General features: G+C 53.6%; 10 protein-coding genes. 4 read left to right on the forward strand and 6 right to left on the reverse strand.

The features are described from left to right. Positions 1–126: 126 nt before the first annotated feature. Positions 127–621 carry a GNAT family N-acetyltransferase gene (locus tag LOC67_RS14520; RefSeq protein WP_230263327.1) on the forward strand — a complete coding sequence of 165 codons (495 nt, stop codon included), beginning with the start codon at positions 127–129 and terminating at the stop codon, positions 619–621. Positions 622–932: 311 nt separating this feature from the next. Here the strand turns inward: LOC67_RS14520 and LOC67_RS14525 are convergent, their stop codons facing one another. Both LOC67_RS14525 and LOC67_RS14530 read right to left on the reverse strand, forming a co-directional pair. Next, on the reverse strand, positions 933–2,258 hold the full coding sequence (locus LOC67_RS14525; protein WP_230263328.1) for a DUF1552 domain-containing protein: 1,326 nt from the start codon (positions 2,256–2,258) through the stop codon (positions 933–935). After that, positions 2,245–4,680 (reverse strand): DUF1588 domain-containing protein, encoded by a 2,436-nt coding sequence (locus LOC67_RS14530; RefSeq protein ID WP_230263329.1) that lies wholly within the window; start codon positions 4,678–4,680, stop codon positions 2,245–2,247. The genes LOC67_RS14525 and LOC67_RS14530 overlap by 14 nt, the downstream gene beginning before the upstream one ends. A 690-nt stretch (positions 4,681–5,370) precedes the next feature. Between LOC67_RS14530 and LOC67_RS14535 the strand changes: the two genes are divergently transcribed. Beyond that, positions 5,371–6,315 carry a TIM barrel protein gene (locus tag LOC67_RS14535; RefSeq protein ID WP_230263330.1) on the forward strand — a complete coding sequence of 315 codons (945 nt, stop codon included), beginning with the start codon at positions 5,371–5,373 and terminating at the stop codon, positions 6,313–6,315. A 217-nt stretch (positions 6,316–6,532) separates the two neighbouring features. Further along, a complete protein-coding gene (locus LOC67_RS14540; RefSeq protein WP_230263331.1) occupies positions 6,533–7,792 on the forward strand; it encodes a PQQ-binding-like beta-propeller repeat protein in 1,260 nt (419 codons plus the stop codon). Between the two features lie 137 nt (positions 7,793–7,929). Here LOC67_RS14540 and LOC67_RS14545 read toward each other — a convergent pair whose 3' ends face one another. The 3 genes from LOC67_RS14545 to LOC67_RS14555 form a co-directional block, all read right to left on the reverse strand. Then, entirely contained in the window at positions 7,930–10,422 is a 2,493-nt protein-coding gene (locus tag LOC67_RS14545) for a sulfatase-like hydrolase/transferase (RefSeq protein ID WP_230263332.1), read from the reverse strand. Between the two features lie 105 nt (positions 10,423–10,527). Next, the gene (locus LOC67_RS14550; protein ID WP_230263333.1) at positions 10,528–12,423 is read right to left on the reverse strand and encodes an acyltransferase family protein; all 1,896 of its coding nucleotides are present in this window, start codon (positions 12,421–12,423) and stop codon (positions 10,528–10,530) included. Positions 12,424–12,655: 232 nt separating this feature from the next. Beyond that, entirely contained in the window at positions 12,656–12,847 is a 192-nt protein-coding gene (locus tag LOC67_RS14555; protein ID WP_230263334.1) for a hypothetical protein, read from the reverse strand. Positions 12,848–12,928: 81 nt separating this feature from the next. Here LOC67_RS14555 and LOC67_RS14560 point away from each other — a divergent pair, with 81 nt between their 5' ends. After that, complete coding sequence (locus LOC67_RS14560; protein WP_230263335.1) at positions 12,929–14,221, forward strand: hypothetical protein; 1,293 nt, start codon at positions 12,929–12,931, stop codon at positions 14,219–14,221. A gap of 241 nt (positions 14,222–14,462) precedes the next feature. On the opposite strand, the gene LOC67_RS14565 is transcribed toward LOC67_RS14560, so the two are convergent. Beyond that, on the reverse strand, positions 14,463–15,740 hold the full coding sequence (locus LOC67_RS14565; RefSeq protein WP_230263336.1) for an SMI1/KNR4 family protein: 1,278 nt from the start codon (positions 15,738–15,740) through the stop codon (positions 14,463–14,465). Between the last annotated feature and the right edge of the window lie 12 nt (positions 15,741–15,752).

A 15,752-nucleotide genomic window follows, 5' to 3' on the forward strand; every position in this document is an offset into this window, starting at 1 on the left:
TGCCGGATTGACGATCAATCGCAAGAATCTTTCCGGAGCCGATGGGATGGCTAACCAGCTGTTTTCCCAAACCTAGAGAAACATTCAGCCCTGGTTTCGGCCAGGGCTTTTTTATTGGGCAATCCGATGACCGATTTCAAGATCCGCCATGCCACGATCGATGACGCTGCGGCGATAGCGGATATCTACAACCAGTCGATCCTGAACACGACAGCGACATTCGATACCGAGCCCAAGACGCTCGAGGAGCGAAAGGCGTGGCTGGGTAATCATGATGAGCGACATCCGGTCTTCGTCGCCGAAATCGATGGCCGAGTCGTTGCCTGGGCTGCCTTAACCCGGTGGTCCGATCGCAAAGCGTACGATCGCACAGCGGAAACGTCGTTCTACGTCGACAAAGATTTCCATGGTCGTGGAATGGGACGAGCCTTGATGACGCGTCTTATCGAGGCAGGACGAGCTGGGGACTTTCACGTCTTGCTTGCGTTGGTCGTCTCTGAAAGCGCCGCGTCCCAACACGTCTGTAAAAAATTAGGGTTCGAGCACTGCGGAACGATGCGCGAAGTCGGTTTCAAGTTCGGCCGTCCACTCGATGTCTTGATCTTGCAACAGATTCTGTAGGCCAAGGCGATATCGAAACCGCTGGTGCAGTAGAAAGAATGTAGCGCCGCCGATTGAGGTCCCTAGTGCTTCGTTGCAACTCGATTTTAGGATTAGCCCTAAGGCGTTAAACACGGTTTGAGTCCAATAACCGGAGCTAACGCTCGTCGGCTGATGCCCCGAACCCGCTCGATTTTAGGATTAGCCGTATGGCGTTAGCCACGGTTTCAGTGCAATAACCGGGGCTAACGCCCGTCGGCTGATGATCCGAACCCGTATTTTCATATGGAACGAAGCACTATGACGGGCGACATTCGAAAATCGACATCCTGTTAGATAAGTCCCGTGAGAGCACCGTCGGCACAGAAGTCTGGATTGCCAAACGTTTTCTCGGGCATTCCCATTCCTTCCAAGATGCTCAGCAGCAGGCGGTTGTGTGGGACGTGGCCGAAGTCGTAGGCCTCGCCGAATCGGAAATCGAGTCCACCGCCAACCATCACGAACGGGATGTTATCGCGTGTGTGCGAGTTGCCTTTGCCTAGCTCGTTTGTCCAAACGATCGTCGTATTGTCCAGCAAGCTACCATGTCCCGACGGGTCAGGCGTTTCTTTCATCCGTCTGGCCATGTGAGCAACCTGCTCGGCATACCACGTGTTGATCTGGATCAGCTTTTCGTAAGCGTCTTCGTTGCTGTCCGGTTCGTGCGACAGGCCGTGGTGACCTTCATCGATTCCAAGCCACTTCATCCGTGGTTGTCCCACGCTATTGGTGATCTGGAAGCTGGCAACACGCGCGAAGTCGGCAACGAAGCTGTTGACCAGCATTTCGGTTTGCATCTTCGTGATTTCGGGCATGTTGTTATTTTGCTCTTCGATATTCGCCGGTAGTTGCGGAACGGCATGTGATGCCGAGTCGTTCTTGGTTGCCGCAGCGAATTCGGTTTGCAGGTCTTTTTCGACGTCTCGAACCAGACCAAGGTGTAGATCCAGCAGGTGCCGGTCTTCGGCGCTTAGCGAATGGCCGACCTTCTTGAAATCACCGGCGAGGTCATCGAGCACGCTTGCCAATATTTGGCGGTTCTTTGTTTGTCCGTAAAGTTTGTCAAACATCTGGTAGGGATCGCTGATCGGTGCGACAGGCCGGTTGGGGCCTGCGTAAGACATGCGAGTCCAGGTGTCGGCGCGATCTGGGACCATGACGCCAAATTCCAGCGAACCGAACCGAGTCCGGGTCGCTTCGTCGGCTTGCAACCGGTTTTTTACATGCTGGTCGACGGAGATACCCATGGACCAACCGGCCGGTGTGTCGCTGCCGCCTTGGATGTCTCCGGGGAAAAGCTCGATACCGGTCAGCAGACATCCGATGCCACGCATGTGTCCATCGCCGTCGCCGTTGATCCGGTTGCAGATGCCTTTCATCGTCAGCATCTGATCTTTGAATTCGCTAAGCGGTGCGAGGATGCGTTTAAAGTCGAAGTCCTTGCCCGGATTGTCTGGCCAAAAGTGTTTTGGAATCACACCGTTGGGGCTGAAGACAAACACCAGTCGTTTACGTCGGGGTGACGTCGACGAAGCGTAGCCCAAGCTGGGAAGGCCAAGCAGAAAATTAGCCGCCGCCGCGCTGATTCCCAGTTTGGAAATAAATTCACGTCGCTTCATGTGTCAGCTCCTCATTGAGTTCATCCATCGCGACTAGCACCGCGATTTCAACGATCAATTCACGCATGTTGAATTGTGATTCACGAAATTGATTGGTCAGTTTGTCATGTGTGCCGGGGCCAAACGCCGCGATCGGTTGCTTGACAAAGTATTCGAATACCCGCTCGACAAAGGCCCTGTGTGCATCGTCGTTCTCGGCTAAAAATCTAGCCAAATCGCCCGCCGATTCGAAGGGAACGGTCTGATCGGTCCGCGTAACGTAGCTGCCAGCGGCATTGATCGGTTTCCCCTTTTCCATTGCTCGAAAGCGGCCGACGGCGTCGTAGTTTTCTAGTGAAAACCCGAGTGCGTTAATCTTTTGATGACATACCTGGCAGGATTGTTCTCCGGTTTGCAATTCGACCCGTTGCCGAGTGGTTAGGTCAGGGTGCAGATCGGGATCCAGCGGCGTGAACGCCTCGTTTGGCGGGCGCAAGGTTCGTCCTAAAACTCGGCGGATCAAAAACACGCCGCGATGGATTGGGGATGTGGTGTCAAAGTAGCTCAGATGACTCGTGATCATCGGATGGGTCAGAACGCCAAAGGTACGTTCCGGATCCGGTCGGCTTCGAACCATTTCGTCGCCATTGGTTTCGCCTTCGGGCTGGAACGTTTCACCGTAGAAACTAGCCAGTTTCTCGTTGGTGTAGTTCCAATCGCGTAGAAACAGTTGGCGATAGTCGCTCGCATCGGACCAGAAAACATCGGAGAGTTGCTGTTCAAGCGAGCGGCGAAGTTGCATCGCCATGGCTTGGTCGAATCCCGCGAATTGAGACTCATCTTTGTTGATCTCCGCCGTCGGATCGACGTCCAGCCAGTCAAAGAACATCGCGATGACTTTGCCACGAAGCCTTGGATCGCGAACCATTCGGCTGGCGGTCTGACGGATGCGTCCTTCCACGCCCTCAGCATCGAGCTTCAGTTCGCCCTTCTTCGCTTGATCCAGTAACCAGCGGTCGGCGGGGATGGAATCGTAAAGCGTCATTGCCAAACGCGAGGCAACTTTCATGTCACGCGATCGGTTTCCATTTGCGCTCGGATACAGAAACCTTGGCGACTTGATGATCAACAAACACGATCGCAAAATCGCCATGTGGTCGTCTTCTGCGGCCGCGAGCTGATCGTCGACGTACAGCTTTTTGGACTCTTCATCGAGTTCACCTTGGAACGCGACCGAGGCCAGTTCGGTCAGGAATCCACGTAGTCGGCCCCGGTTTTCGTCAGAATCGTCTCGGTGTTGGCGACGGTAGTGTGGCCAGAGCCGCTTGGCTGCAACGTTCCCGAATTCGAAGGCAGCTTTAGTGACGGCGTCCTCCCACCCACGGTCGACGCGGGTTCCACGTTCGTACCCATAGCTGCGATCGTCTGGCGGCAGTTTGGTTTGCAGTGCGAAGCTACTGGGGAATACACCGGGATATAGATTTTCAGCCGGAATGACGTGCTCGACGCCTCCCGGGGGAATCCAGCGGAGTGAAAGCTCTGCGGGCGGTTGTTCCGTTTTACGTTTGCGCTGGGTGAAATCAATGGAAATTGGGTACTGACGGCCGCCTAGCAAGTTAAGCGTTTCGCGAAACTCTGTCTTGCCTTCGGATTGGACGTGGTTGTCGATTAGAACTTCGTCTTGGTGGCCAAGGTGAAGCTTCATCGAACAGGTCGAATGAACGACGATTTCGTACCGCCCGGTGTGCTCGACGTTAAGTGAGCCGCTCCAGTGGATGTAAAACTCTTCCGCAGCGACGCCCTCCACGGGTGCTTCGTGGCCGAAGCTGAAGTCCACGGTTTTATCAGTCCGTTCGACTTTCAGCTTCTTGCTGTCCCAGCGATTGCTGTCGAAATACGATCCGCTAAGCCCTTGTTTTTTCTCGAACCATGGTGACGAGTAAAAATGCGTGTACAGATCGGCGAGACTTTGCTGTAGCTGGCGGCCCGTTAGTCGAGAAAACGCGACTTGAGCGGGACGGTTGCGCAGTTGGGCCGCCTCGGAATAAAACGACTGATGCACATACTCGGCAACCGCTTTTGCATCGTCGCCAACGCACAGGTCCGGATCTTCCTCTGGCATCGTTTCCGCGATGATTTCTGCCAGTTGGCCGATCGAAGCGTCACCGATAAGCGGATCGGTATACCCCTCTGTTTGACCTTTGCCATTTTCTCCGTGGCATGACAGACACTGTTCTGCGTACAGGCGTTCGCCGCGCTGTAGCACCGTTTCGTCAGCTTTGGCAGCTTCATCAACGGATTTATTGTCAGCCGTGACTGCTTCGGAATTTTCCTGGGCCGGTGCGGCTGGAACGTTTCCAAATAGACAGACGCAGCAAGCTAGGAAAATCGCCGCCAAGTGTGTCAGCGATTTCATCGGGTTGGTGAAGTTTTCGTTTTTCATGGGGTGGGATCCATCTCGCCAGATAGCTGGGTGCCGTAAAGCGAAATCGATTTTGGGGTGACATCTTTTTACCCCGGTAGCAACGAACAAAAGGATTGTTCGGTCTGCTAATACTGCTTCGTTCCAACTCGATTTTAGGATTAGCCGTATGGCGTCAGCCACGGTTTCAGTGCAATAACCGGGGCTAATGCCCGTCGGCTGATGACCTGAACCCGTTTTTTCAAATGGAACGAAGCACTAGATGAACGGATAAAAAGATGGCGGGCAGTTGCGGGGGAGGTGGGATGGTCAGTCGCGACTGCTTTGGGTGGGACACACACTATTGTACCCACCTGTCAGCCCAAGTTGAACAGCTGTTCGCCTCAAGTGGGGGCAATGCCGCGGACAACGCCCAAAATTCCCGCACGAAACGCCCCTTTTCTTAAATGTGTTTTTTCTGCGATACTGTGCGACTTCCACGGACAACACATTTACCACCTTTCCCCCCAGGATTCGCTACAACCGCTCTTTGACCCAACCGCTACGACAAACTGGCCGCGGCCAGGATCGGCTTGGATAGTCGAGACGCGTCATGCGTCCGCTACGCCGGATTCTGGAATCATCTCGCGTCAGACGTTTGGCATTGCGGCTGTAAATTGGAGTCAACGCGGAAGAGCGGAGCCGCAAGCGAATCAGAAAGCAGGAACTGGAATGCTAAAGAATTTCTCGCCAAAAGCACTCGGCATCAATGGTCGCCAGAGTGAGCTTATCGAACTGGCCCTGACGTACGGTTTTTCGTCGATGGACGTCGACATGTACGAAATGCTGCGACGCGCCCAGCGTTCGACCGCCGAAGACGCGACCAAGTTCGTTCGTGCGGCTCTTGGCGAAGGCACCGGCCGACTGGAGCAAATCGGTGGCTTCCAGCTGGAAGTTGACCTGGACGCCGAAGACGGCGCGTTCACCAGCCAACTCGGAACACTGCACCCATTGTCCGAATTGGCAGAAAGCTTGGGCGTGACCCGCGCTTACATCAATTTGCCATCCTCGACCGACCGCATGCCGTACCACGAGTACTTTGAATTGCAACGTGGCCGAATCAGCCAAATCGCTGAAGTTCTGGCATCACGCAACATCAAGTTGGGTGTCGGTTTCGACGCAACCAAGGAATTGGCCAATCCAAAGCAATTCGATTTCATCCGCAACGTCGAAGGCCTAATCGCGTTCATCAACGCCGTTGGCAGCGATTCCGTCGGATTCATCGTCGACACCTGGGATTGGGTCATCGGTGGCGGTGCGATGGACCAACTGAGCGAATTGGCAGGTGACAAAATCGTTGCAGTTCGCCTCGGTTCGGTTGCAGACGACGCAGACGTCAGCAAAGCGACTCGCAAGGACTGCGTCCTTCCTGAACTCGAAGGCTCGCTGAACCACACCAACGTTGTCAAGCAATTGGCTGCTGCGGGTTTCGAAGGCCCAATCTCGCCATCGGCATCGCCTTCACGATACAAAGGGCAAACCCGCGAGAACACCGTCACACAAGCCCAACAAGCGATCGACGGAATCTGCTCCGCAGCCGGATTGGAAGTCAAGCCATTGCCAATGGAATTGATCGACGAAGACGCAATGAACGAAGCTGCTGCTCCGATGTCATAATCGATGTCGCGTCAATAATCGAAAAACTGCAAAGCCTCGCAATCATTGCGAGGCTTTCTTTTTGGGCAACACTGATCACCTGCGCTATCCGACGCATCACATTTCAATGCGATTTCAGTCTGCGAGGGACATCGCCAAAAAGGATCCCGTGCGGGTATCCTATGAGAACCTACCATTGGTTTGATCCCACCTGTCCCGCCTCGACATAAAGAACAAGATGAAACGAATCAAAGCTGCTGCAGCCGTTGTTGCTCTTGCCAGTTGCATTTCCAGCACTCAAGCGACCAGTCTACGAGCGGCCGATTGGCCGCAATACCGTGGCCCCAATGGCGATGGGAAGATTGCGGAATCCATCACACAAAAGTCTGACGCCAAGTTGAATGTCCAATGGGTGACCGAGACTCCTCTCGGTTTCAGCTCGTTCGCAGTCGCTGACGGGTTGGCTTTCACAATCATCGCCGAGGGCAACAGCGAGGTCCTGCTCGCGTTGAACGCAGACAACGGCAATAAAGCATGGTCATATCCGATGGGGTCAAACGACTACGGACACGACGGTGGCAATGCCGGTGCAAGAGACAACCGAGGCGGTGACGGACCAAGGTCGACACCGACGGCCAGTGCCGGAAGCGTCTTTGTTTACGATTCCAATTTGGTTCTGCACTGTGTCGATGCCAAAACCGGCCAACCCGAATGGAAGCACAACGTGGCGACCGAGTTTGGCGGTGAAAACATCAAGTGGATGAATGCGACAAGTCCGCTTGTTGATGAGAAGCTGGTCTACGTCAGCGGTGGCGGATCGGGGCAGGCGTTCTTGGCATTTGAAAAGTCAACTGGTGAGCTGGCTTGGAAAAGTGGCAGTGAAACGATCACGCACGCAACACCGGTACTGACTTCTATCGATGGAACAAAACAGATGATCAATTTTGTTCAATCGGGATTGGTTTCTGTTGATGCCGCAACCGGACAGGAATTGTGGCGAACGAAATTCCCGTTTTCCGTTTCGACGGCTGCCTCACCTATTGTCGACGGCAACCTCGTTTATTGTTCCGCTGGCTATTCGGTCGGTGCCGGTCTATTCGAGATCGTCGACAACAAGAAAGTTAACGAGATTTGGTTTAAGCCAAACGAATTGATGAATCACTGGAGTACGCCTGTGGTTTACAACGGGCACCTGTACGGCATCTTTGAGTTCAAGAAATATGGTCGTGCACCGCTCAATTGCGTGAACCTAAAGACAGGCGAAATCGTGTGGTCAGAAAGTGGGTTTGGCCCTGGGAACTGCATCCTTGTTGGTGACAAGTTGGTGGTCCTTTCGGACGCCGGTGAAGTCGCAATCGTCAACGCGACGACCGATGGTTACCAAGAGTTGGCTCGCCTGGATGCACTCAAAGGCAAATGTTGGTCGACACCTGCCTATAGCAACGGAAAGATCTACGTTCGCAGCACCGAAGAAGGCGCTTGCTTGACGATTGAATAGTCGTGTGAGGACAAATCAACTGATTGAGTAGCAAATTTGGGACTCAATCAGTTGCAGAAAGATTTACAGCGAGCAGCTTTCAAAACAATCAGATCGTGATTTTGTCGGTAGGTGATCTATCGATGGAATCACGATTTTTATTTGTCCGATTCCAATTGTCCTTTGGCCCCATCGATCAAGAATTGGGTGAGTTCATCATCGCGAAAGAAGCCGGGATACAGGTTATGACCTTGTCCTTCGATTCGCTTGAGCGTGATGTAATCCGCATTTCCTGACTTCGCATAGGCCTCTAATAGTGCTTCGCTATTCTGTTCGATCGGAACAACAGAGTCCTGTGTCCCGTGAACTAAGAAGACCGGGATCTTCGCTTTAGCCAGCTTTTGGGCCTGCTTGATCGGATTGTATTTCGTTTGTTGCTCGGACAGTTCAGCTGCCGTGACCCCATAGGCCGAGGCGGCTCGTTCGACGCCCGGATAGGTTGTGTAGTCGAACACAGGGTAAATGCCACCGATTGCCGAAACGCGGTCAGGGTGTTCGATGGCGAATCTGCAAACGTGCAGCCCGCCTCGCGATCGGCCAAGTAACGCCGGTTTAGGACTGTAACCGCGGCGGACCATGTCCTCATAAAATTCATCGAACGGTCTTTCACTTTGTGGGCTGCCGTGAGCCTCACCGACATCGATTCCTGCGATCGAGACCCCGGCATCGAGTAGCCGCTGGAACATCCACGATTCATTCGTATCGGGATATCGGCTGAGAGTTGGGGCGTAGAAGACCCAAGGCTTGTTCGAGGAGCTTTCGTCGTGCTGCGATGGAGTGATAAGAAACGCATGTCGATCAGCGATTCGCAGAACTTGCCCGCCGAGGATTTGCTGTGTCCGACGGGGATGTGCTGCTGCCTGAGCTTCGAGCATTTTATCGCTCGTGTGTTTCGCGTCCTTGCTTTTATTGAGTTGCTGCGCAGTCAAGTCTCGTGTTGCAAGCTGCTGCATTTCGGCGGTCATCGTTTCCCATGTAGACCGTAGTTCATCAAGCTTGTCCGAGTGAACGATGGCGAGGTCCGTCTGTTCAATACGGTCATTTGACAAGTCATACAATTCCCAAGGCTCGTCTTTGGGCGAAACGGCTTTCCAATTGCCGACGCGAATCGCACGGTGAGCATCGTGGTACCACCACAGCGTTCGCGATTCCTCGGATTGCTCTGTACCCGTCCCAAGTTGACTGGCAAAGCTTTCTCCGGGGAATGGTGGGATGTTTAGGTTTGTGGCTTGGTTTTCATGCAAAGGTTCGTCTGAAATTGCGTGCGTGGCAATCTCCAATAGAGTTGGCACAACATCGATTACGTGTTGAACACTCGTTCGAACCTGGCCACCGTGTTGGGCGAGCCGCGCTGGCCAAGAGACAACGAATGGCGTCGATATCCCGCCTTCGTGCGTCCACGTTTTATGTCTGCGAAATGGAGTGTTGCATGCTGTGGACCAACCTGGCCCCAAGCATAGGTAGCTGTGTCCCGATCCTGGTGAAGCGTTGGGATCATGTCCGTCACCACGAACCATGATCTCGGCACTGGCGCCGTTGTCGGAAAGGAACAAGACGATTGTGTTTTCCCACTGGTCCATAGCGCGAACCTGTTGCAGCACACGTCCGATTTCGATGTCCATGCGATGGATCATCGCCGCATGGATCGACATTTTTGTCGCTTGGAACTCCTTTTGTGCCGCTGTCAGCTTTTCCCACGCGATAGGTTTGTTGACTTCACCATCACCTAGGATTTCGAACGCATCAGGGAAGTGGTAGGGAGGACCGAGTTGTCGTTCGACGGCTGATGGGCGACCAGCGGCACTTGTGTCAATCAGTCCAAGAGACTTCAGCCTCTCGAACCGTTGATTGCGAATCACGTCCCAGCCGACTTTGTAGGTTTCCGAATAGACCGCGATGTCTTCTGGCAGTGCGTGAAGCGGAAAGTGTGGTGCTGTAAACGCCAAGTATTGGAAAAAGGGTTGATCGGGGTTTTCTTGATCGTGTTCCCGAAGGTTGGCGATCGCATCGTCCGCCATCGCATTGGTAAGGTAGAAATCATCACGAAACTGCAGCGGTTCCCCGTTTCGCCCGGATTTCCCAGGCAGTGGGCTGAAGTATCGGCCCACTTGATTCAGCGATGATTTATCAAAGCCGTTGTCTAGTGGCGCACCGTCGATATGCCATTTACCGGTGTGATAGGACTTGTATCCGTATGGCGCAAGCATCGTTGGCAACAGTTGTGCCCAGTCAGGACGAGTGCCTTTGCCACCGCTGGTAACCCCAGGCAGGTAGTCTCGCCGAATCTGCTGCGCATAAAACCCGGTCATCAATGATCCACGCGTCGGCCAGCAGCGGCCGGTGTTGTAGAACTGAGTGAATCGAACGCCTTGTTGCGCCAGAGAGTCAATATTCGGCGTCTGGATTTCGCTGCCGTAGCAGCCGAGGTCTGAATAGCCCAGGTCGTCCGCCAGGATTAGCAATATGTTGGGCCTTGATTGCGAGTCCGCACTGGCTCGCGTGGAAGGCATCACAAAGGCGGTGATCGCCGATGTCGCGATTGTGATAAATAGAAGGCTGTGAAGCGGCAGCGTCCGGGGCGACGGGTTCATGCGAAAACTCTAATCGGTGGCGGGACAGGGCTTGGGGATCAGCCCTGCGGCGAAGCGGGCTGAACGTCAGCCACCGAAATAGTTTCTACGTTCCTGACAGGCTCGTCAAATTTTGTCGTCAGTATCTTCGAACGCGTGCCGGAACATGCCAGTCAATCGCAGTGCGCCCGAGACGGTCAGGTGGTCGTTGTCCCAGTACATGCATTTATCACCAAAGACGATTCGGCAACGATCGGAGTCATCAACAAGGTGTGGCGCGGGGTCCAGTACCGTGACTTCGTCTGCGGCCATGCGTTGCAACACGTGATCCGCTTTTTGTTGATAGACGCGATGATCCTGAAGAAGGACGCCAAGCTTTTCGATGCCATCGTCCTCTTTGAGAGCCACGTTGATCGCTTGACGCGGATTGCACAGTTGATCGGGGACGTCACGAAGCAGGATGACGTGAATTCCCAAATCGCGAAGCTCATCGATCGTTTCCCGTAGGCTGGATTCAAACTTCGGATGGCTCGCGTCTCGAATCCAGTATCCGGCAAGGATCGCAACTTCGATTTCACTGTCTTTGCAATACTCGATCGTTCGCTCGGCAAAATCTGCGAATTGAGGCGAGGAGTTTGATCCATCAAATTCGACCAAAGGCAATGTGCCTCCAGTAGTGCTTTGAACTCCACATAGCCCCAGTTCGTTGCAAACTTGATCGATCGCCGGCATGACTGCCATCGCATGTGAATCGCCCCACACCAAGACACTCGGAGCAACGGACTGATCTCCGAACTTGGGTAACCTTTGTTGTTCGATATCGTCAACGGACAAGTGGTGGCGAAACGCTTTTTCGTCCATGGACTTGATCAGCTGTGTGTATTGATCGCCATAGCGAAGTTGTGGGAAGCCTTGGGAGAGATAGATCGTTCCACCGGCAAGCAAACATACCGACACTGAAATTGCCGTAGCTGCAAATAGTCTAGGCAATCGAACCAGCAGTTGCTTTTTACGAAAGGGCGTTTCGATGTACCGCCACGATAGATAGCCCGCGGAAAAGCTAGCGACTATAGCGACGATTCCCATCGTCGGCGTTAACGTTTCATTGTTGGTGTATCGAACGAATGCGAGGATGGGCCAGTGCCAAAGGTAAAGCGAGTAGCTGATCAGGCCGACAAACACGACTGGCTTTGTGGCTAGAAGCTTTGCCGGACGAGATAGCTTTGCAGAATTGATGTAAATCAGCGCCGCGGTACACAGGCACGGCAGCATCGCAGACAAACCGGGAAATGGAGTTGTCGCATCGTAATGCCATCCCGTCAAAACGATCATCGACAATGCGGCTCCGCTGACTGCCGAAACGGCAATGTCAGGCACACGATTTGGTTTCGGTAGGAAGCAGATTAACGCTCCAGCGAGCATTTCCCACGCGCGGGTCGGCAACAGGAAAAATGCACCCGAAGGAAACTTGTGAACGCCATACTCGCTCAAGACAAGCGAGCCTAAAAAGAGAGTCGAAAGGACTGCAACGGATACCTGTCGTTTGAAGCGAGCGAGCCAAATCAGCAGCAGTGGGTATCCCAGATAGAACTGTTCTTCGACGGCCAAAGACCACGTGTGCAGCAGTGGCTTCAAGTCAGATGGCCCATCGAAGTAGCCGGTGTTTCGCCAGAAGAACACATTGGAAAGCATCAACTGCTGTGCGATCGTCGACTTTCCCAAATCAGTGTAGTCAAGCGGAACCATCACGAAAAAGCCTGCGATCAAGACGAGCACAACCATTGCGGTCGCTGCAGGCAAGATCCGCCGGATTCGTCGAACCCAGAATCGGCCGAGGCTAAAATCTCCGTTGTTCTGTTCTTTTAGAATCAATCCCGTGATCAAAAATCCGGAGATGACGAAGAACACGTCGACGCCAATGAAGCCGCCTTTGAAACCAAGTCCGGCATGAAACAGCAGGACCAAGACGACAGCAACCGCACGCAGACCATCGACGTCGGGGCGGTACTTGAATTCGATCATACGTGGATGCCCCGTGCAGATTGCACCGCGTGATTTCGTGCTCGGCTCCGCTAACTACATGGAACCGGCAGAAGTCTGAAATTTAGCGGTAAGTATTCGAGGGCGACCTTGGCCGAACAAGTGACACAAGGACACTGGTGTTGGGTAAGTTGTGTTATCTCGCCTAATGCGGATGGTTTGTGCAAATCGATGGCGTTGAAATTGATTCAAACTGATCGAGTCGCAATGCTGGTCAGTTGGGACTTGCCGCAGTATTTAGAACTGATGCCAAAAGATGTTTGGCTGTCACCAGCAAGCGATAGAACCAAAGTGCAGCTGTCTTGCCGCCAATGAATTTGTCATCGGTTTGTGTTTCCCTAAGTGCGAAAGCTTCCTGTCGAAGATGCTTTGTCTCGATTGATAAAAAGTGATCGATTTGACGCAACAGATGTGTTCATTGAACGATGATCAAAAGTAAACGCGGTGTTAAGCATTGACTGTGGAAAGACTTGGTAGTGTGTAAACGATGACAGATTTTCGGAATCCAGGCCCGATCGGAAGCGGTGGTACGTTGACCTATGATTCCGGCACACAACAGTGTCGGTTTACACCTGTTCCGGGGGTGCTGGGGGCTGCACACACGGATGTTCAGGCGATGCCGCTGGAAGATCGATTTGCGAACGTGTTAAAACGCACGGTTCCCAAGTTGCCGGCGGAGATCCAAGAAGAGTTCGCGGCCATGCTGTCGCCGTCAAGTCTGGCGATCATGATTGCCGTCTTGGTTATCTGGGGAGGGTCGCACTACTTCGGGATCGGATTCGTTGCCGATGCTTTGTTGCTTGTGCTAGGACTTGGGTTCTTGGGCTGGCAGGTCTGGTCCGTCGGAGGAGACTTTGTTGCGTTCGTTGATTTAACCTGCAAAGCTCGCTCGGACAGCGAACTTGACAAAGCTTCGACGCACCTTGCCAACTTTATCGCCGTGGTCGGGGTTGCCGCGTTCATGGCGATGATCGCGAAAGGTGCAAAGAACCTAGGCCCTAAGATTCGCAACATGCGTGGGCTCGTCAAAGCTGCCAGTGCAACCGATGCCGGAATGCCCCCGGCACACTTCAGCGTGTTCAGGCGAGTGGCTTCCAATCCGGCTCGGCCTCGTATCATCTTGGTTCGTCAGACCAACCCGAAATCGGTCCGATGGATCGAGAAAAATTTCCCTGCCAAGCCTAGGGAAATCAAAATGAACACCAGCAAGGATACCGGCATTGTCACTTGCAAGGGACCGAGCGAAGTTACCAAAGCACTGCAAACGGTTCGTTCGGGTTCTAACAAGAAGTATTTTGTTGTTGATGATACTGGGAAGGTCGCCCGCAATCTTGATGGCGACACCATCGATTTGGCAAACGCTGATTGGCCGGTTCGACCCAATCAAGTGATCGACCCTGTTTCAGGGAAGCCTCTCGTCGGCGATTATGACTTGATGGGAGTGATCGATCCCAATGCGAAAGGGCGAAACCTTGCGTTGTTGGTCGACAATGACGCGAATGCACGTTTGGGACGCGACCCTGGTGCATTTGTCGATGACCTGAACAACACCGATATCAAAAAAGTCGCCGCCGAGATCAATCAATCGTTGGATCAAGAACGTGTGCTTCACGGTGCGCATGAAGCTTTCGACAGTGTTGAAAATCTGAAGATTGGCGAAGTTGTCGTCGCCTTCTTTCCTGACGGCAATGTCGTTTCGTTCAACCGCGAAGGGCTGAGTTATTTCTATCAGTCCATTGGGAGGTCAACGTTGGATCTGAAAAAGTTCATCGTTCCCTAGCGACCTTTGGAATTTAGGCTATCAGCCGCACCGCGCTAGCGGCGGTTCTTGCATGGACAACCGTGGCTAACGCCCATCGGCTGATCGGAAAATCAAGCAGCAGCCCCATGAGCCGCACCGCGCTAGCGGCGGTTCTTGTATGGACAACCGTGGCTAACGCCCATCGCCTGATCGTAAAATCAAGCAGCAGCCCTATGAGCCGCACCGCGTTAGCGGCGGTTCTTGCATGGATAACCGTGGCCTACAAGCCGTAGCGATCTTTGAAGCACTGTCGATGAGTTTGTGCAATTGCCGACAAAGCCATCCGCCCTGCTTCGGCCGCGGTTGTTTCAATTTTTGTCAGCAGATCACCGTAGGCTGTCATGGGTTCGGCGCCCAAGTCCCAGCCCGCTTTGACCCAATAGTCGTGCGCATCAGACCCATTGGCTGACGCCGCAAGATCCGAGAAATACTCGCGAACCAACTTGCGACGTTCATCCGGTTTCGGGCAAGCCAAGCATTGCAAATAGGCTTGCTCGCTAGTGTCGTTCGATTGATATTCGAGCTGCATCAAACGAGTTGCCGAGAACTTTTGTCCCTCTTTAACAAACGTATGCGTGCGAACGCGAACGGTTTGATCGGTGAAGATAGAACAGCGAAGGCTTCGTCGATAACAATCGATCGCACGCTTTTGCAGGCCTAAGCGTTCAAAGCTGTAGCCCCAAAGGTCCCATGCCCAAGCCAAGTCATCGCGTTGGTTTGTGACCTGTTCGCAATTTGCCGCGACCGCATCCCAGTCTTGTGCGGCGCACAAATCGCTCGGCTCCATCGGGATTGATTCGATCACCGCGCCGGGTAGCAATCCACAATCGAACAAGTATCGCTGACGCTGATCTGGTGGGATCATTCGCCAATGTGGATCATCAAGTTCGTGCAGCAGCGGATTCTCTAGAGCTGCAATACACAACTGGCAGCGAACGGCAGCTTCGGCGATGCCAAGTTCCAATACGGTGTTGGCGATCTCGTGACCTTTTCGGTCGCCTAGGGTGACACCATGTTTGTTTTTAAGCCACTGCCGCGTCCATCGATCAATGGGGTGCACGTCATCGGCTAGCAAGGTGTGTTCGATCGCGGCAGCGAAAGCATGATCCCGCTGTCCGCCCGGAAGGTTCTGCCGAATGGAATCGAACAGCAATGCTTCGGCAAGGGTCTTGCCCCAAGGGATCCAGTCACCGCCGCCGTGATACCAATGGACATATTCACGAATGGAATTGTCTGGACCCATTCGCATGCAAAGGTAATCGCCCAAGCCATTGGAAATGATGGGCAGCAGATCACAGGGCATCAATGCCGGCCAGATTGCCTGCGGTGCAGGTTCAAGCAAGTCTTGTGGGGCGACAGCTTGCAGGAAACGCTGACCACAACCGTCGTCAGCGTGTTTCCAGATTCCGCTGTCAAACCACTCACAAAGGTCTTCGGCGAGCACACACTGGTACCGCTGCTGGATCTGCTGGGACCACGGAACGGTCATGTACTTCAAGAGCTAAGGTTC

The organism is Stieleria sp. JC731, assembly GCF_020966635.1.
Classification (GTDB): domain Bacteria; phylum Planctomycetota; class Planctomycetia; order Pirellulales; family Pirellulaceae; genus Stieleria.